At 73.2% G+C, this 18,113-nt stretch carries 14 protein-coding genes; 2 read left to right on the forward strand and 12 right to left on the reverse strand.

Annotated elements, in window-relative coordinates:
• Positions 1-314: 314 nt before the first annotated feature.
• Positions 315-1,322 (reverse strand): stage II sporulation protein M, encoded by a 1,008-nt coding sequence (locus ACZ6A9_RS26675; protein WP_468990008.1) that lies wholly within the window; start codon positions 1,320-1,322, stop codon positions 315-317.
• A gap of 92 nt (positions 1,323-1,414) precedes the next feature.
• Here ACZ6A9_RS26675 and ACZ6A9_RS26680 point away from each other — a divergent pair, with 92 nt between their 5' ends.
• The gene (locus ACZ6A9_RS26680; protein ID WP_468990011.1) at positions 1,415-2,371 is read left to right on the forward strand and encodes an RDD family protein; all 957 of its coding nucleotides are present in this window, start codon (positions 1,415-1,417) and stop codon (positions 2,369-2,371) included.
• Positions 2,372-2,398: 27 nt separating this feature from the next.
• Here the strand turns inward: ACZ6A9_RS26680 and ACZ6A9_RS26685 are convergent, their stop codons facing one another.
• The 8 genes from ACZ6A9_RS26685 to ACZ6A9_RS26720 all read right to left on the reverse strand — a co-directional run bounded on the left by ACZ6A9_RS26685 (position 2,399) and on the right by ACZ6A9_RS26720 (position 11,111).
• Positions 2,399-3,013: a hypothetical protein gene (locus ACZ6A9_RS26685; RefSeq protein ID WP_468990015.1), complete on the reverse strand. Its 615-nt coding sequence runs from the start codon at positions 3,011-3,013 to the stop codon at positions 2,399-2,401.
• Between the two features lie 152 nt (positions 3,014-3,165).
• Positions 3,166-4,623, reverse strand: a complete 1,458-nt coding sequence (gene ahcY / locus ACZ6A9_RS26690) for an adenosylhomocysteinase (RefSeq protein WP_468990019.1) — start codon at positions 4,621-4,623, stop codon at positions 3,166-3,168.
• Between the two features lie 300 nt (positions 4,624-4,923).
• Positions 4,924-5,904 (reverse strand): cation diffusion facilitator family transporter, encoded by a 981-nt coding sequence (locus ACZ6A9_RS26695; protein ID WP_468990021.1) that lies wholly within the window; start codon positions 5,902-5,904, stop codon positions 4,924-4,926.
• A 143-nt stretch (positions 5,905-6,047) separates the two neighbouring features.
• The gene (gene manA, locus ACZ6A9_RS26700; protein ID WP_468990024.1) at positions 6,048-7,199 is read right to left on the reverse strand and encodes a mannose-6-phosphate isomerase, class I; all 1,152 of its coding nucleotides are present in this window, start codon (positions 7,197-7,199) and stop codon (positions 6,048-6,050) included.
• Positions 7,200-7,260: 61 nt separating this feature from the next.
• Positions 7,261-8,388 carry an SIS domain-containing protein gene (locus ACZ6A9_RS26705; RefSeq protein ID WP_468990028.1) on the reverse strand — a complete coding sequence of 376 codons (1,128 nt, stop codon included), beginning with the start codon at positions 8,386-8,388 and terminating at the stop codon, positions 7,261-7,263.
• A 153-nt stretch (positions 8,389-8,541) separates the two neighbouring features.
• Positions 8,542-8,712, reverse strand: a complete 171-nt coding sequence (locus ACZ6A9_RS26710) for a Trm112 family protein (RefSeq protein WP_468990030.1) — start codon at positions 8,710-8,712, stop codon at positions 8,542-8,544.
• A 297-nt stretch (positions 8,713-9,009) separates the two neighbouring features.
• Positions 9,010-10,377: a phosphomannomutase/phosphoglucomutase gene (locus ACZ6A9_RS26715; protein ID WP_468990035.1), complete on the reverse strand. Its 1,368-nt coding sequence runs from the start codon at positions 10,375-10,377 to the stop codon at positions 9,010-9,012.
• 311 nt (positions 10,378-10,688) lie between these two features.
• Positions 10,689-11,111, reverse strand: coding sequence for a DUF3499 domain-containing protein (locus tag ACZ6A9_RS26720; protein WP_040907000.1), 423 nt, complete (start codon positions 11,109-11,111; stop codon positions 10,689-10,691).
• 283 nt (positions 11,112-11,394) lie between these two features.
• Here ACZ6A9_RS26720 and ACZ6A9_RS26725 point away from each other — a divergent pair, with 283 nt between their 5' ends.
• Complete coding sequence (locus ACZ6A9_RS26725; RefSeq protein WP_468990039.1) at positions 11,395-11,847, forward strand: metallopeptidase family protein; 453 nt, start codon at positions 11,395-11,397, stop codon at positions 11,845-11,847.
• Positions 11,848-11,875: 28 nt separating this feature from the next.
• Here the strand turns inward: ACZ6A9_RS26725 and ACZ6A9_RS26730 are convergent, their stop codons facing one another.
• The 3 genes from ACZ6A9_RS26730 to ACZ6A9_RS26740 form a co-directional block, all read right to left on the reverse strand.
• Positions 11,876-13,444: a DUF5719 family protein gene (locus ACZ6A9_RS26730; RefSeq protein ID WP_468990042.1), complete on the reverse strand. Its 1,569-nt coding sequence runs from the start codon at positions 13,442-13,444 to the stop codon at positions 11,876-11,878.
• Entirely contained in the window at positions 13,441-17,040 is a 3,600-nt protein-coding gene (locus tag ACZ6A9_RS26735) for a glycosyltransferase (protein ID WP_468990758.1), read from the reverse strand. The genes ACZ6A9_RS26730 and ACZ6A9_RS26735 overlap by 4 nt, the downstream gene beginning before the upstream one ends.
• 338 nt (positions 17,041-17,378) lie before the next feature.
• Entirely contained in the window at positions 17,379-17,642 is a 264-nt protein-coding gene (locus ACZ6A9_RS26740) for a WhiB family transcriptional regulator (protein ID WP_003975777.1), read from the reverse strand.
• Positions 17,643-18,113 lie beyond the last annotated feature (471 nt).

An 18,113-nucleotide genomic window follows, 5' to 3' on the forward strand; every position in this document is an offset into this window, starting at 1 on the left:
TCCGACTCTATCAGATCTTTCCGATCCGATTTCCTCGGTGCTTTCCAGGTTCCCGCTTTCGCGTTTCCCTTTCCGGCGGTTCCGACTTTATCAGAAGTTTCAGGGCGGACTTACCGGCCTTCGTTTTCCGATTTATCGGACGGTGCTTCCGCGGAGTCAATGTCCGTCGGGAAGCGACTAGATGTTCACGGTCGCCCTCCGGGGTGAGACCCCGTCTCCAGGCAACTGTTCAAATCTACCTCCCCACACGGTCCGTGTCAACGGCTCCTGCGGGGCGAAGAGGAGACTAGCAGCTCGACGGGCTGCTCCGCACATCAGGCGGCCGTGGGCAGGGCGGCGCCGCGCTCGGACTCCACGAGGTCGCCCGTTTCGCCGGCCCGCGCCGCGCGTCCGCCCACGACATAGACGTAGGCCAGGAAGGCCAGCTCGGCGACGACGCCGATGGTGATGCGCGCCCAGGTGGGCAGGCCCGACGGAGTGACGAAGCCTTCGATGGCGCCCGACACGAACAGGACGAGGGCGAGGCCGATCGCCATGGCAAGCGCTGCCCGGCCCTCCTCGGCGAGGGCCGTGCGCCGGGTGCGGGGGCCAGGGTCGATGACGGTCCAGCCGAGACGGAGGCCGGTGCCCGCGGCGACGAAGACGGCGGTGAGCTCGAGCAGGCCGTGCGGCAGCACGAGGCCGAGGAAGGTGTCGAGACGGCCGGCGGAGGACATCAGACCGAATCCGACCCCTAGGTTGAGCATGTTCTGGAAGAGGATCCACAGGACCGGCAGGCCCAGGAAGACACCCAGGATGAGGCAGAGGGCGGCGGCCCAGGCGTTGTTCGTCCACACCTGGGCGGCGAAGGACGCGGCGGGATTGCTCGAGTAGTACGTCTCGTACTGACCGCCGGGACGGGTGAGCTCGCGCAGTTCGCTGGGGGCGGCGATGGACGCCTGCACGTCGGGGTGCGTGCCTATCCACCAGCCGAGCAGTGCCGCCACCGCCGTGGAGAGCAGGGCTGTGGGCACCCACCAGTGTCGCGACCGGTAGACGGCGGCGGGGAAGCTGTGGGTCAGGAAGTGCGTGACGTCCCGCCAGGACGCCCGGCGGGTGCCCGTCACGGCGCTGCGCGCGCGTCCCACGAGCTGGCTGAGCCGGCCGGTCAGCTGCGGATCGGGAGCGGCCGACTGGATGAGGGAGAGATGGGTGGCGGCACGCTGGTAGAGGACGACGAGTTCGTCGGCCTCGGCGCCGGTGAGGCGGCGCCGGCGCCTGAGGAGGGCGTCGAGGCGGTCCCACTCCGCGCGGTGGGCGGAGACGAAGACGTCGAGGTCCATCGGTGTGCCTGCTCCTCGGTGTTCGTCGGCGGTCGGGTCATCAGCTTGGCAGACTGGCGGTGTTCGGGGCAGGCCAGGGAAGGGCGGCGGGCGTGAGTGAGCTGGTGACGGGCGAGGCGGTGGCGCTGGAAGTGCGCCCCGCGAGGCTGCCCAGCAGGGCGCTGGCCGTGCTGCTCGATCTGGCGGTCGCCGTGGCCGCGTACATCGCGGTGACGATCGGCCTCGTGGCGGCCACGGCCTCCTTGGACGAGGCGGCGCGGACGGCGATATCGATCGCCGCGTTCGTCCTGGTGCTGGTGGGCGGGCCGATCCTGGTCGAGACGCTCAGCCACGGGCGGTCGCTCGGCAAGATGGCGTGCGGGCTGCGGGTGGTGCGGGACGACGGTGGGCCGATCAGGTTCCGGCACGCGCTGGTGCGGGGTCTGATCGGTGTGATCGAGATCCTGATGACGCTCGGGGTCGTGGCCTGCATCGCCTCGCTGGTATCGGCGCGTGGCAGGCGGCTCGGGGACGTGTTCGCGGGGACGCTGGTCGTGCGGGAGCGGGTGCCGGCCGGGCAGGCGGGTTTCGTGCCGCCGCCCCCGCCGTGGCTCGCCGGGCGTTTCACGGGGCTCGACCTGTCGGCGGTGCCGGACGGTCTGTGGCTCGCCGTGCGCCAGTACCTGACGCGGATGCGGCAGCTGGATCCGGCGGTCGGCTGGTCGATGGCGGAGCGGCTGTCCACGGACCTGGCGGAGCGCACCGGGACGCCGGTGCCGCCGGGGGTGCCGGCCGCCGCGTATCTGGCGGCGGTGCTGCAGGAGCGGCAGGCCCGGGAGGCGCGTCGGGCGTTCGGGGAAGGCAGCGCGGTGGGGGGCGGGCAGGCCGGTGCCGCCCGTCCGGCGGGTGTGGCCGCGTTCCCGGCCCCGCCGGGACAGCACCCGGTCGGTCCCGCCGTGGCCGTGCCGCCGGACGCGCGGCCGTCCGCTCCACCGGCTGATCCGGGAGCCGTGCCCGCGGCGGACGTGCCTGCCGAGCGGCCGTCGACGGGGTTCGTCCCGCCGGCGTAGGGAGCCGGGCGCCCCGGGAAGGGCCGGTCAGCCGAAGACCGACGGGGGTGACTCGAGGTCCTCCAGCTCGATTCCGGGTGCGGCGAGGACCACGTCGCCGGCGAGGTGCACGGCGTGCTGCTCACCAGTGTCCAGGGCTGTGACCTGGTATGCGTCGACGGTCAGGGGGCCGTTGTCAGTGGTGTGTGTTTCTCTGCTCACCAGTGCCCAGGACTGGTCCAGGGTGCGCGGGGCGAGGACCGGGTCGGTGAGGGCGACCAGGCGTACGCGGGTGGCCGCGGAGGAGGGGGTCAGGCGCAGGAGACGGGCGGTGGCGACGAGGAACGCGGGGGACGAGCCGGTGAAGGCGTGGGCGCGCGCATTGCCTTCGGTGGCGTGGGTTCCGGTGGGGTCGGTGCGGACCCAGGTGACGCCGTCGAGGGCGGCGCCGCGGACCTGCCAGCTCGCGGCGTGCAGTTCGAGGCGGATGGGGCGGCCCAGTTCGTCCAGGGCGAGGTCGACCGAGCCGAGGTGGTCGCCCGAGGGGGCGGTGAGCTGGGAGACGTAGCGCCAGCCGGAGGGGCCGGGGGCGCAGTGGAAGTGTTCGTCGGCGAGGGGGGTGTGATCGTGCGGATCGTGGAGCGAATAGCGGCCGCGGGGCATGGGGGTCCTGGGTCGTGACGGGCTGGGCCGGGTCTCCGGTCCGTCCATGGGGCAGGCCCCCCGGCACGGGGGTGCGGGGGGCCTGCCTCGATGGTCCTGCTGCCGGGGAGCGCGTCCGGTGCGGACGTGCTCCCCGCGCCGGGAGCGTCGGCTCAGTAGCGGTAGTGGTCCGACTTGTACGGGCCCTCGACCTGGACGCCGATGTACTCGGCCTGCTCGGGACGGAGCGTGGTCAGCTTCACGCCGAGCGCGTCGAGGTGGAGGCGGGCGACCTTCTCGTCGAGGTGCTTGGGCAGCACGTAGACGCCGGTCGGGTACTCGTCGGGCTTGGTGAACAGCTCGATCTGGGCCAGCGTCTGGTCCGCGAAGGAGTTGGACATCACGAACGACGGGTGGCCGGTCGCGTTGCCCAGGTTCAACAGGCGGCCCTCGGAGAGGACGATGATCTTCTTGCCGTCGGGGAAGGTCCAGGTGTGGACCTGCGGCTTGATCTCGTCCTTGACGATGCCGGGGATCCTGGCGAGGCCGGCCATGTCGATCTCGTTGTCGAAGTGGCCGATGTTGCCCACGATGGCCTGGTGCTTCATCTTGGCCATGTCCGAGGCCATGATGATGTCCTTGTTGCCCGTCGTGGTGACGAAGATGTCGGCCTTGTCGACGACCTCGTCGAGGGTCGTGACCTGGTATCCGTCCATCGCCGCCTGCAGGGCGCAGATCGGGTCGATCTCGGTGATGATCACGCGGGCGCCCTGGCCGCGCAGGGACTCCGCGCACCCCTTGCCCACGTCGCCGTAGCCGAACACGACGGCGGTCTTGCCGCCGATGAGGGTGTCCGTGGCGCGGTTGATGCCGTCGATGAGGGAGTGGCGGCAGCCGTACTTGTTGTCGAACTTCGACTTGGTGACCGCGTCGTTGACGTTGATCGCCGGGAAGAGGAGGGTGCCGTCGCGCTGCATCTCGTACAGGCGGTGGACGCCGGTCGTGGTCTCCTCGGTGACCCCGCGGATCTCGGAGGCGAGCTGGGTCCACTTCTGCGGGTCCTCGCCCAGGGTGCGGTTGAGCAGTTCGAGGATGACGCGGTGCTCGTCGGACTCGGCGGTGTCGGGCGAGGGCGCCTTGCCGTCCTTCTCGTACTCGACGCCCTTGTGGACGAGGAGGGTGGCGTCACCACCGTCGTCGAGGATCATGTTGGGGCCGCCGGTGGGGCTGTCCGGCCAGGTCAGCGCCTGCTCGGTGCACCACCAGTACTCCTCGAGGGTCTCGCCCTTCCAGGCGAAGACCGGGACGCCGCGGGGGTTGTCGGGCGTGCCGTCGGGGCCCACGGCGATGGCGGCCGCGGCGTGGTCCTGGGTGGAGAAGATGTTGCAGGACGCCCAGCGGACGCGGGCGCCGAGGGCGACCAGGGTCTCGATGAGGACGGCGGTCTGCACGGTCATGTGCAGGGATCCGGTGACGCGGGCGCCGGCCAGCGGCTGGGCCTCGGCGTACTCCTCGCGGATGGCCATCAGGCCGGGCATCTCGTGCTCGGCGAGGGTGATCTCCTTGCGGCCGAACTCGGCCAGGGAGAGATCGGCGACCTTGAAGTCCTGCCGGTTGTCGACAGTCGTCATTGCGGGCTGCTCCTCGGTGTAGGGGTCGAGGCGGGTAGGGCTGGTCTGCGCGGCGGCGGACACAGGGGTGCCCGAAGAGGACACAGGCATGCCCGGTGCGCGCAGCGCAGTCCGTCGGAGGCCCTCTCTCCCTCGGCCGGTCCCCGGGGGACCGCCCGACCGCCATCAGCAGCGACGTCTGGCTCCGTCCCAAGCTACACCGCCGGGCCGGGCGGCCCCCAGTCCGGCCGCGTACACATCAGGCCGTTCTGGGGGCCGCCTGCCCGGGCGTGTCGTGCGGGGGCGGCGGGTCCGGCGCACCTAGTGAGCGGTGTCCGGCTGGGTGGGGCCGCCGGGAGTGGCCTGGGGGTCGGGGCCCTTGGCGGCTTCCGCCTCGCTGTAGACGTCGGGCTCGAGGTAGATCACGCGGGCGATCGGGACGGCCTCGCGGATACGGGACTCGGCGGCGTCGATGGCGGTGGCGATCTCGGTGGCCGTGTCGTCGTGACGGACGGCGATCTTCGCCGCGACCAGCAGTTCCTCGGGGCCGATGTGCAGGGTGCGCATGTGGATGATGCGGGTGACGGTGTCGCCGTCGACGGCGGCGGCCTCGATCTTCCGGGTCTCCTCGGGGCCGGCGGCCTCACCGAGCAGCAGGGACTTGGTCTCGACGGCGAGGACGAGGGCGATCAGGATGAGCAGGACGCCGATGCAGAGGGTGCCGATGCCGTCCCAGACGCTCTCCCCGGTGGCCAGGGCCATGCCGACACCGCCGAGGGCGAGAACCAGGCCGACGAGCGCACCGAGGTCCTCCAGGAGCACGACCGGCAGTTCCGGAGCCTTCGAGTGGCGGACGAACTCCTTCCAGGAGCGGTTGCCGCGCAGGACGTTGGACTCCTTGATGGCGGTGCGGAAGGAGAAGCACTCCGCGATGATCGCGAAGACGAGGACGCCGACCGGCCAGTACCAGTGCGTCAGCTCGTGCGGGTGCTTGATCTTCTCGTAGCCCTCGTAGAGGGCGAACATGCCGCCGACCGAGAAGAGCACGATGGAGACGAGGAAGGCGTAGATGTAGCGCTCGCGGCCGTAGCCGAAGGGATGTTGCGGGGTCGCCTGGCGCTGGGCCCGCTTGCCGCCGACCAGCAGCAGGCCCTGGTTGCCGGAGTCGGCGAGCGAGTGCACGGACTCGGCGAGCATCGACGACGATCCGCTGAAGAGGAACGCCACGAACTTCGCTACCGCGATCGCGAGGTTGGCGGCGAGTGCCGCCACGATCGCTTTGGTGCCGCCTGACGCGCTCATGTGTTCGCGTTGTCCCTTCGTACGCCGTGTGGATGCCCGGGCGGGCGTGCGTACGCCGCCCGGGGCCTGGTCCGTCGTGTGACGGTGGGACATTGTTGCAGCCGGTCCCGGCGTCGGCGTGTCGGATCGTCGGCAGGGCCGGGTCAGGCGATGACCGTGGCCCTGAACAGCGTCCCCGTACCCGCCACTTCCGCCTTCTCACCCGCGGGGACGAACACCGAGGTGCCCGGGGACAGTTCGTGCTCGCCCGCGCGGACGGAGCCCGCGGTGCAGAGCAGGATCTGCGGGGTGGTGAGGGTGAGGTCGTGGACGGCGCCCGACTCGGGAAGGACGTAGCGGGAGAGGCGGAACTCGTCGATGGGGGTCTCGTAGACCTCCTCGCCGTCGGGGCCGGCCTCGGGGCGCAGGACGCCGGGGTCGCGGGCCTCGAAGCGGACGATGCGCAGGAGTTCGGGGACGTCGACGTGCTTGGGGGTCAGGCCGCAGCGCAGGACGTTGTCGGAGTTGGCCATGATCTCGACGGCGAGGCCGTCGAGGTAGGCGTGCGGGACTCCGGCGCCGAGGAAGAGTGCCTCGCCGGGCTGGAGCCGCACGTGGTTGAGGAGCATCGCGGCGATGACTCCGGGGTCGCCCGGGTAGTGGTGGGCGATGCCGGCGTACGGGGCGTAGTCGCCGCCGAGGCGGTCGCAGGCGGCGGCGGTCTCGGCGACCGTGCGGGCCATCTCCTCGGGGTCGGCGGTGAGGACCGCGGTGAGGACCTCGCGCAGGGCCGCCTCCTCGGGCTGGGCGTGCAGCAGGTCCACGTACGGCTTGAGGGAGTCCACACCGAGGCCGTCGAGGAGTGCGGCGGCGCGCAGCGGGTCGCGGAAGCCGCACAGGCCGTCGAACTCGGTGAGGGCGCACACCAGTTCCGGCTTGTGGTTGGCGTCCCGGTAGTTGCGGTGCGGGGCGGTGACGGGGACGCCCCGGCGCTCCTCGTCGGCGTGACCCGCCTCCGCCTGGGCCAGGTCGGGGTGGACCTGGAGGGAGAGCGGGGATCCGGCGGCCAGCAGCTTGAGGAGGAAGGGCAGCCGGGGGCCGAACTTGGCGACGGCCTCGGGGCCGAGTTCCCTCTCCGGGGCCGCCTCGATGAGCTCGACGAGCGTGCCCCGGCCGGTGCGCGAGGGTGCGCCGGTGTGGGCGCCCATCCACATCTCCGCCTGCGGCTCGCCGCTGGGCTCGGTGCCGAGCAGCCGCGGGATGGCGGTGGTGGAACCCCAGGCGTAGGGGCGGATGGTGTTCTCCAGGCGGTCCATGGCGTTCTCTGCGTTCCTTCTGCCGGTTCTCGTGCGTGACGTCAGGGGGTCCCGGGCATGATCAGGCTCCAGAGGCGAGCGCCAGGTAAACGGCGGCGAAATCCGTGACGGCGATCAGTTCCGCGAGGGTCTCCAGTTCGCCGCCCGCCTCCGGTTCCAGCTCGCTGACCGGCGTGTCGTGCGTGAGGGCCAGTTCGCGGGCGGCGGGGGCGGCGGTGAGGCCGCCGGTGGGGCGGTCACGCAGCAGCACCACGCGCGCGTGCAGGGCGGGTGCCTCCTCGACGCGGTCGCGGAAGAAGTCGTCCGGGTCGGCGCTGGCGGCGAGCGGGCCGGCGAGCAGGGCGCTGTGCGCGGCGAGGGCCTCGGGCAGCTCGGCCACGACGGCGGGGGTACCGGACAGTTCGGCGAGCGCGGCGGCGAAGCGGCGGCCGGCGGGGCCGGCCGAGACGCCCTCGGTCCAGACGACGGGCAGGCTGTCGGCGAGTTCCGCGGCCAGGGTCTTGGCGGGGTTGCTGTACGTCACGATGGCCGGGCCGCAGCGCTCGGCGATGCCGTCGAGGCGGTCGGCGACCCTCTCCAGGGCTTCCGGCGGGGCCGAGAGCAGGCCCGTACGGTCCAGGAGCGCGAGCAGGGGGGTCAGCAGCGCCCACAGCACGCCGGGGGCGGCGGCCGCGAGGGGTTCGTCCTGGTCGTAGGGCGCGGCGGCCATGGGGACGAACAGCCCGTGGGAACCGGAGACCGCCTCGGCGAGGGGGGTGCGGGCGGGGGCGACGGCGACGACGGTGCAGCCGCGGCGGTACGCCTGCTCGAAGAGCACGGACAGGCCGGGTTCGGTGCCGTCCGGGGTGGCGATGAGGAGCAGGTCCACGGAGCCGGCCCAGCCGGGCAGTTCCCAGCGCAGGGCGCCCGCCGCGGGGGCGACGCCGGTGGGGGCGAGCCGTGTGACCGGGCTGCCGGCACCGGCCAGGGTGCCGAGGAGGTCGGCGGCCTGGGTGGCGGCGGCGCCGGGACCGGCGATGAGTACGGCACGCGGGCGGCCGTCGGGTTCGAGGTTGTTGACGCCGGCCTCGGCGGCGTGCCGCGCGGCGGTGCGGACCCGGGCGCCGGCTTCGGCGGCGCCGCGGAGCAGGGCGCGGCGGTCGGCCTCGGCGAGGCCCTCCGGTGAGTCGAGCAGCGATTCGTCGAGCATGGGCGGCAGGCTCCGATCTCCGATCTCCGATCGGCGGGGCGGCGTCGGTGCGCGGTGTACCCGGTGCGCGGTGCGTGATGCGCGGGGCGCTCTTACGCGGTGCGTTGTGTGCGGTGCGCGGTGCGCGTGCGTTCTGCGCGTGCGCAGGGCGATCTACGCGGGGCGGCGGGCCTCGTCGACGAGGAGGACGGGGATGCCGTCGCGGACGGGGTAGGCGAGGCCGCAGTCCTGGCTTGTGCAGGTCAGCTCGGTGTCCTGCTCCTTGAGGGGGGAGTGGCAGGCCGGGCAGGCGAGGATGTCGAGGAGGCCGGCTTCGAGGGGCATGGGGTTCCTTCGCTGGGTGGATGTGCTGGTCAGGGTACCGCCGGTGGGGGGTCGGAGGCGGGGTGGGCGGGGTTGTGCGGTGCCGGGCGTGGGAGCTGGGCGGGGGTGGGTGGCGCAGCCCGGCGCCGGCGGGGTGCCGTCGCGCCCACCCTCCCCCACCGCCAGCGGCACGACTGCCCGCGGAGACGGGAGGCAGGTACCCCGCGTCGCCTCCGCGGGGCGACTGACCGCGGAGACGGGAGGCGGGCGCCCGCTCGACCCGGTGGGGGGACTGACCGTGGGAGGGAGGGGGTGGGGTCAGGATCTGATGAGGTGGAGGGCCTTGTCGCGGATGGTTGTCAGGGTGGCCTCGTCGCGGGCCTCCGCGTTCAGGCGGAGGAGGGGTTCCGTGTTGGAGGGGCGGACGTTGAACCACCAGTCGGCGGCGGTGACGGTGAGGCCGTCCAGGTCGTCCAGGGTGATGCCCTCGCGGCCTTCGTAGGCGGCCCTGATCGCGGCGAGGCGGGCGGTCTGGTCGTCGACGGTGGAGTTGATCTCACCGGAGCCGACGTAGCGGTCGTACTGGTCGACCAGGGCGGACAGGGTGCCCTGCTGGCCGCCGAGGGCGGCGAGGACGTGCAGGGCGGCGAGCATGCCGGTGTCGGCGTTCCAGAAGTCGCGGAAGTAGTAGTGCGCGGAGTGTTCGCCGCCGAAGATCGCGCCGGTCCTGGCCATCTCGGCCTTGATGAAGGAGTGGCCGACGCGGGTGCGTTCGGGGGTGCCGCCGTTCTCCCGCACGACCTCGGGGACCGACCAGGACGTGATCAGGTTGTGGATGATCGTGCCCTTGCCGCCGTTGCGGGCCAGTTCGCGGGAGGCGACCAGGGCGGTGATCGCGGACGGGGAGACCGGCTCGCCCCGCTCGTCGACGACGAAGCAGCGGTCGGCGTCGCCGTCGAAGGCGAGGCCGAGGTCGGCGTCCTCCTCGCGGACCCGCTTGCGCAGGTCGACGAGGTTGGCCGGGTCGAGGGGGTTGGCCTCGTGGTTGGGGAAGGTGCCGTCGAGTTCGAAGTACATCGGGACGACGGTGAGCGGCAGGCCGGCGAGGACCGTCGGCACGGTGTGTCCTCCCATGCCGTTGCCCGCGTCGACGACGACCTTCAGGGGGCGGATCGAGGTCAGGTCGACGAGCGAGCGCAGGTGTGCGGCGTAGTCGTCCAGTGTGTCGCGCCGGGTGACCGTTCCCGGGGTGGCGGCGGCCGGCTCCGGGGCGCCGGAGTCGGTCCACCGCTCGACGAGTTCCCGGATCTGCGCGAGCCCGGTGTCCTGGCCGACCGGTGCGGCTCCCGCGCGGCACAGCTTGATGCCGTTGTACTGCGCCGGGTTGTGCGAGGCGGTGAACATCGCGCCCGGCAGGTCCAGGGCGCCCGAGGCGTAGTAGAGCTGGTCGGTCGAGCACAGGCCGATCTCGGTCACGTCGACGCCGTGTGCCGCCGCGCCCCGCGCGAACGCGGCCGACAGTCCGGGCGAGGAGGGCCGCATGTCGTGGCCGGTGACGATGGCCCTCGCGCCGGTCACCCGGGCGAAGGCGGCGCCGAAGAGCTCGGCGAGCGTCTCGTCCCACTGGTCGGGGACGACCCCGCGCACGTCGTACGCCTTCACGATCTGCGACAGATCAGCAGCCACGGCCAGCCCTTCCGGAGGTCCTGTCGGTCACTCGGTCACCACAAACTACCCGTAGGGGGTGACGGCCCCGTCGCGGCCACCCGTACGCCCTCGGGGCCGCGCGAGGTCCACGGCGGCATCCACCCGAGCACCGGCGTGCTCCGGCCCACCACGGTCAGGCACATCAGGAGCAGCAGGCCGAGGCTCCGGGGCGGCACCGTGCGCGGCAAGTCGCCCCGGCGGCACGCCAGTCCGGCGGCCGCGCAGGCGAGGGTGAGGTTCTGCGGTGCTTCGTGTGATCGCTGTCGCGCGGGCGGGGCGCCGCGCACCGGTCAGTTGTCCGGCGAGCGCAGGACGCGCAGGTGGCCGCGGCGCGCGACCTCCATGGGGTCGGCCGTGCGGGATCCGCCGCCGGCTCCCGCCGCGCGCTCCTGGGGACGGGCCGCCTCGCGCACCGCGTTCGCCAGCGCCTCCAGGTCGTCGCCGCTGGGCTGGGCCGGGGCCGAACCGTCGAGCAGGCGGACGACCTCCCAGCCGCGCGGCGCGGTGAGGCGCTCGGAGTGCTCGGCGCACAGGTCGTAGCAGTGGGGTTCGGCGTAGGTGGCGAGCGGGCCGAGGACCGCGGTCGAGTCGGCGTAGACGTACGTCAGCGTCGCGACGGCGGGGCGGCCGCAGGCGGTGCGCGAACAGCGACGTACAGGGCTCACGATGTTGGACGGTACCGCACTCTTGAGCGGGCCGCGACGACTCTCCACCGGGTCACTCCCCCGTGTCGCGGTGTGAAACGCCCCACATACCCCTTTGGCCGTACCTTGCTGACCTGGGTGGACACGACACTCCCGGCGGGCGGCCGGTTCCGGTTCCGGTCACCACTTGGCACAAATACCGTCAAACACCTTGAGGTCATCGGTCCCGGAGAGATACGGAATCGAGCCCAACCTTGGCTGGAATGGTCATGTTGTGACATGGGGCGCGGGTCGACCGGAAGGCGTGTGGGGGTCGGGCGGCGCGCCCGTGCGACGACTACCCTTCGCTGTGATGGACAGCCCTGTGACCCCTCGACCCACCGGCCCGGGGCCCCGACGCCGTGATCGCCACGGCCGGGGCATGCGCGGGCCGGTCGCACCGCCCCAGGTGCCCCTCGCCGCCAGCCGCGCGGAGACGTTCGCGGATCTGGTGCAGGACTCGGTGGAGCGGCTCGAGCGGCGGTGGCCGCAGCTCGCCGACATCGATTTCCTGGTGCTGGACGTGCCCCGGCCGGCCGGGGCGGGGACGGACGCCTGGAGCGACGAGCCGGTGCCACTGGGCGGGACCGTCGCCGCCCGCGACGGGCGGCCGGCACGCGTGGTGGTCTACCGGCGGCCCGTGGAGATCCGCACCAAGGGGCGCGACGAGCGGGCGGCCCTCGTCCACGAGGTCGTGGTCGAGCAGGTGGCGGACCTGCTGGGACTGACACCGGAGACGGTCGACCCCCGCTACGGGGAGGACTGACCGGCCCTCCCCGTAGCGGCGGGTTCGGCTACCGCTGGAGCACCGACAGGTCCTCGCTCGCCTCCGGCACCGCCACCGTCCCCCGGTCGTCCGGGAGCGCCTGGACGGTGAAGAAGGCCACGCCGCTCTCCGTCGAGGCGAGGGTGCGGGACGCGTAGACGGGCGTGTCCGACCCGGGTTCGAGCGTGAGGGCGTACGTGCCCTTCCCGCCGGACGGCACGGGCGCCTCGATCTTCTGGGTCGTGCCGGACTTGACCGTGTACGTCTTGGAGGCCGGTGTGCCGCCCTCCGTGCCCGCGGAGGCGGTCACCTTGACCTTGGCGGTGCCCTGGGGCGCGGTCACCGAGAGGGTCGTGCCCTCGGCGGTGTTGTCCACTGCTGTCGCCCGCGCGCCGACCGGCCGCGCTGCCGGGATGAACGCCGACTCCTGCTGGTCGCCCTTGCCGCGCAGCACCCGTACGGCCGCCACGACCGGCACCGAGCCGTCCGGCGCCGTCAGCACCAGGGAGCCCGCCTCGCCGCGGGTGATGTCGCCGAGGTCGACGGCCGTCGTCATGCCGCCCTTCACGTGCAGCGTCTCGTGGCCGGCCGGGGTGATCAGGCCGGAGGGGGAGGCGAGGCGCACCGTCAGGTCGGCGTCGGCGTCGCGCGGGGTGAAGGCGATCAGGCGCACGGCGGTGGCGTCCTCGGGGATGCCGGGCAGGACCAGGCGGCCCGAGGGGTCGGCCGACGCGGGCAGCCAGTCGCCGCCCAGCTTGTCGTCCAGGGCCTGCACGGCGGCACCGACCCGGCCGCTGCGCACGACCACGTGCACGGTCACGTCGGTCTGCTTGTCCTCGGTGAGCGTGGACAGCAGCACCGGCTCGGAGGCGTGCGGCTTGACGGTGATGCCCTCCCCCACCGTCGTCTCCAGGGCGCCGTCCTTGCCGTAGATCTCGATGTCCACGACCGCCGCGGAGTCGTCGGGGTTGGTCAGGTGGACGTAGTCGGTGCGGTCCTCACCGGTGCTCGCGCCCGGGAACCAGAACTCGGTGTCGGCGGGCGTACAGGTGACGCCCTGGATGCCCCGGCCGGTGCCCGCGGCGACCTCGGTGGTCTGCTGCACGGTCCAGCCGGGCGCGAAGCGGCCCTCGGCCGTGCCGACGAGGGCGGGGGCCTCGCCGCCGGAGACGCTCCCGGTGGCCGGTGTGCCGGGGTTTTGGGGCTTCAGCACGGGCTTGGCGTCGCCCTTCGGCTTCTCCTCGTCCTTCGCCTCGTCGCCCTTCGACTGCTCGTCCTTGGCCTCGTCGTCCTTCGCCTCGTCGTCGGTGCCGGCCCCGGTGCCGGCCCCCGGCTCGCCGGTGGCCGGCTCGAACCCGGCCGTGCCCTCCTTCTTCACGCCCTCGGTGACGGGCGTGAACGACGTGTAGGTCGTCTCGGCCAGGTCGGAGGTGCTGGGCCGGGGGCACAGCAGGCCGGTGCGTTCCACGGGGAGCTGGGCCGCCGCACGGGCCGGCTCGTTCGCGGCCCCGGCGCCGGGCGAGGACAGCGCGGCGAAGCCGGTGACGGCGGCGAGCGCGCTCGCGCCCGCGATCAGGGACAGGGTGGTGCGGTTCACTGCTGGCTCCCGTCGGGACGCTCACTGCCCGTGCCGTGCGGGTCGTACGGAGTGTCGTAGCCCTGTGTGTAGTTCTGGTCGTAGCCGTCCTGGGGGTACGCCTGGTCGTACTGCTGCTGGTTGCCGTACGCGTACGGGTCGTACTGCCCGCCCTGCTGCTGGTAGGGGTCCGGCTGGTACGGCCGGCCGTAGGCGTCCGTCCCGTACTGCTGGTACTGGCCGGCCGGGTAGGGGTCGGTTTCGTGGCCGGCGTGCTGCGCCGCGTACCGGTCGCCGTACTCGGGCTGCCGGGGCACGGGGGCGGGGGCCGGGGGCTGCTCGGGCGGGGCGGGGAAGCCGTCGTCGGCGGGCGCTCCCTCCGGGGCGGGCTCCCCCTCCGCCTCCGCCTGGGCGCGCAGGCGGCGGGCCCGGCGGCCCTCGCCGGCCAGGGCCTCGGCGGGCACGGAGGGTTCCTCGGGCAGGTCGTCGTCGACGTCGCGGCGCCGGCCCGGCAGGGCCATGACGACGAGGACGACGGCGAGCAGACCCTGGGCCCACAGCCAGGCGGTGTGGGTGAACGGGTCGTCGTAGGTGACGTCCAGCGTGCCGCCCGAGGAGGGAAGTTCGAAGCCCTGGGCCCAGCCGTCGACCGTGGTCGGGGACAGCGGCTCGCCGTCGAGGGTGGCGGTCCAGCCGTCGTCGGCGGTGTCGGCCAGGCGCAGGACGCGTCCCTGCGCGCCGTTCGGGATCCTGGTGTGGATCTCGACCGGGCCCGCGGCGACGGGTACGGGCTCGCCGGCGCCGTCCTTGCCGGGGACGATGCTCGCGCGGGCGACCTGCCGGTCGACCCGCCACAGCGCCCCGCCCGCCTGCTGGCTCAGCCGGCTCAGACCGGGCGTCGCGTCCAGGACGCGGGTGACCTCGCGCGGGGCTCCGGGGTGGACCAGGACGTAGCGGACGGCGAAGGCGCCGAGTTCGTCGGCCTGGTCGGCGCCGGAGCCGGCGACGAGGTTGGCGACGACCTGGTCGAGCCGGCTGTTCTCGCCGTCCACCGCGGCGGTCTCGGCGTCGCCCATGCGGGCGCCGGAGCCGCGGACCAGGACGTAGCCGACCCGGTCGGCGGAGTCGCTGTCGAGGACGAGGGTGCGGGCCTGGTCGCGGGTGCCGCTCTCCTCGGCGACGAAGGCGGGCACCTGGACCGGGTCGCGCCGCTCCACGGGCCCGTCGGCGCCGCGGATCATCCACCCGACGGCCAGGACCAGCGGGCCGGCCGCGCAGGCGAGGGCGATCAGGGCGGCGACCGGCTGGCGCCAGCCGAAACTCTGCTCGGCGACCCGCGCACGCGCCCCGTCGGCGCCGAGCGTGGCGGCGGCCAGGACGGCGATGCCGTAGACGAGGGTCGCGGGGCCCGCCCAGGCGGAGTGGTTGGAGAGCACCGCGAAGACGAGACCCACCAGGGCGGCGGCCCACGCGGTGAGGATCGCCGTGCGGCGTTCGGTGCGCAGCAGCGCGGCGAGCGCGGCGAGCACCAGGCCGATCAGCAGCAGGCCGCCGGAGGTGCCGGGGCCGCCCGGGCTCGCGCCGAGCAGGTCGAGCGCGGAGGCCGCCGAGGGGCCGTACTCCAGGCCGGCCTCCTGGAAGAAGCCGAAGGGGAGCAGGGACAGCGACCAGGGTGCGAGGACGAGGAGGGGGGTGCCCACCTGGGCCAGGAGGCGCGGTCCGTACGCCGGGAGGTCGGTCCTGCGCAGGACCAGGACGCCGACGCCGAGGACCAGGGCGATGGGCCACACGATCGGGGTGAACGCGGTGGTGATCGTGAGCAGCAGCGCGTACGCCCAGGTGGCGCGCCAGCTTCCGCGCACGTCCGGCGGGTTGGTGAGGCCGCTCGCGGCGATGCCCGCGCGGGCGAGGAGCGGCAGCAGCACGGCGAGTACGGCGGTGCCGATGCGGCCGCCGGCCAGGGCGCCGGTCGCGGCGGGCAGGAAGGCGTAGGCGACGGCCGCCCAGGCGCGCAGCAGCCGGGACGGGACGAGCGGGCGGGAGGCGAAGTACGCGGTGGCGCCGGCCAGCGGGACCGAGCAGACCAGCAGGACCGTGACGGCGAGGCCGGTGGAGCCGAACAGGAGGGAGGCGAGGGCCGCCACGACGGCCAGGTAGGGCGGTGCGGATCCGGTGCCGCCGGCGCCGACGGCGTGCCAGGCGTCGGTGTGACGCGCCCACAGGTCACCCGCGTCGGCGGGCGCGGGGAGCAGGGCGCCGCCCGCGAGCGCGCCGCCGCCGAGGAGTTGGCGGCAGGCCGCGAGGGAGACGAGCAGCAGTACCAGGAAGAGGAGCGGGCCGGGCCGGTGGGCGATGCGCTTGAGGCGGGCGAACTGCTCGACCTCGAGGAAGTCGGCGTCGTCGCCGCCGGGTCCGGACTCGATGGCGCTGCCGTGCCGTCCGGCACCGGAGGTGACCTCGGGGTCGGAGCGGCCGACGAGGTTGCCGGCGACCTGCTCCACGGTGACGCGGACGGTCGCGCCGGGCGGCGGGAACAGCGGCCGCATCTCGCCCTTGTCGGTCACCGGGGTGCCGCGCCGGCGCCGTCCGGCGAGGATCCGTTCGGGGCGCAGCAGGGTGCCCATGAGGCCGCGGATCTCGTCGACGGCCTGTCCGGGGACCTTGCCGACGAGGTAGGCGAGGGTGCGCAGCAGGGTGCCGAGGACCACCCGGAACAGCACCCAGGGCAGCGCTGCGCTACGGGTGTTGACGAGCAGTGTGTAGACGGCGCCCGCCTTGTCCACCTTGTGCGGGGAGGCGGCGGTGCGGCCCACGCAGTCGACGGCGCGGCGCTCGCGGGAGGCGGCCTCGGCGTGCCGCACGACCGCGTCGGGGGCGACGAGCACCCGGTGGCCGGCCGAGTGGGCGCGCCAGCACAGGTCGACGTCGTCGCGCATGAGGGGCAGGTGCCGGTCGAATCCGCCGAGCCGGTCGAAGACGTCGCGGCGGACCAGCATGCCGGCGGTGGACACCGACAGCACGGGCCGTACGTGGTCGTGCTGGCCCTGGTCCTGTTCGCGGCGGTCCAGGCCGGTCCAGCGGCGGCCGGAGTCGGCGATGGAGACGCCGACCTCGAGGAGCTGCCTGCGGTCGTACCAGCCGCGGAGTTTGGGGCCGACGACGGCCACGTCGTCCCGGCCGAGTTCGTATTCGTTCTCCACGACGCGCAGCAACTGGGCCAGCGCGTCGGGTTCGGGGGCGCAGTCGTCGTGCAACAGCCAGAGCCACTGGACCGGTTCGCCGTGCGGGAGGTCCGGCAGGTCGTAGGCGTCGTCGCGCCAGCTGCGGGTGGCCGGGTCCCAGCCGCTCGGCCGCTTCAGGTACGGCAGGTCGTCCGGCGTGAGGTGGGGGGCACTGCGGTTGCACTCCTCGACCGCCTGGCCGAAGCCGGTGCGCCGGGCGAGGTGCAGCACGTGGTCGTCGCCGAGGGCTTCGGAGACCAGCCGGGCGGAGTCGTCCGCGCTGCCGGTGTCGGCTCCCATGGCGAACTGGACCGGGCGCTCCTGGCCGAGCAGCCCGGCGAGCGCGTCGGGCAGCCAGCGGGCGCCGTCGTGGGAGACGAGGACCGCGGTCACCACGTGACGCGGGAACTCGGGCGGGCGGGCAGGGTCGAATCCTGCGGCGGCAGCGAGGTCTTGCCGGGCTGCCGGGTGGCTGTGCACGGACATCGAGGTACGGGCCCCGGTTCAGTGGACTGTGGGGGACGCCCGTGCCCGGTGGGGGCGGCGGGGCGTCTCGGACGAGCGACCACACTATCGGCAGACGGAACGGGGCGGTGCGGAGCGTCTCGACGGGGGGACGGTGACGGGGTGTCGGGCGCGCACGAAGGCCCGCCGCCTGTGGACGACCCACCCGCGACGGGCCTGGAACGACAGGGGCGCCCGGTGGCGCGCGTACGGCGTCCTCGCGCCGCGCCTCAGACGGCGGCCTTCTTCAGCCGGCGCCGCTCCCGCTCGGACAGGCCGCCCCAGATGCCGAAACGCTCGTCGTTGGCGAGGGCGTACTCCAGGCACTCGGAGCGGACCTCACAGGCGAGACAGACCTTCTTGGCCTCCCGGGTCGAGCCGCCCTTCTCGGGGAAGAAGGACTCGGGGTCGGTCTGTGCGCACAGCGCGCGCTCCTGCCAGCCGAGCTCCTCGTCCGCGTCGTCGACCAGCAGTTGCTGCACCAGCTCGGTCATGTGCGCCCCTCGTCCGTCCTTCGCGTCCCCGTGATCCAGCCGTTACCGATCCCGGCTGAACGACACGAGTGAAATTACAAGTGTGCTGCTCCGGGCGAGTCAAGCCGAGATCTGCTATTGGGCCCCTTATTCACTCTGCGGAACCAAGGCCAAGCGGAAAGTGTTCAAATCACCCTAAACCTTGACACATGCGCGGGACCCGCGAAGGTTTCCCGTCCCGCACGGGCCCTCCGCAGGGAAGACGCCCAAGAGATCGATCTCGTTGCGACACCCGTACCGCCGGGAGCCGGATCACAGTCGGATCACGGGATCGCAACGGTGCGGACGGCGCCCGGCCGTGCGCACCATGTGTCCCGGGAAACGACTGAGCAAACCTTTCAGCCACGAGATGAACCGGATGAGGTGAACCACGTCCCACGAAACGGGCGTCGAGTTGACAGTGAAGGAGTGAACCGCTGTCCTAGTGGGCAT

Source organism: Streptomyces sp. NPDC041124 (genome assembly GCF_055592385.1).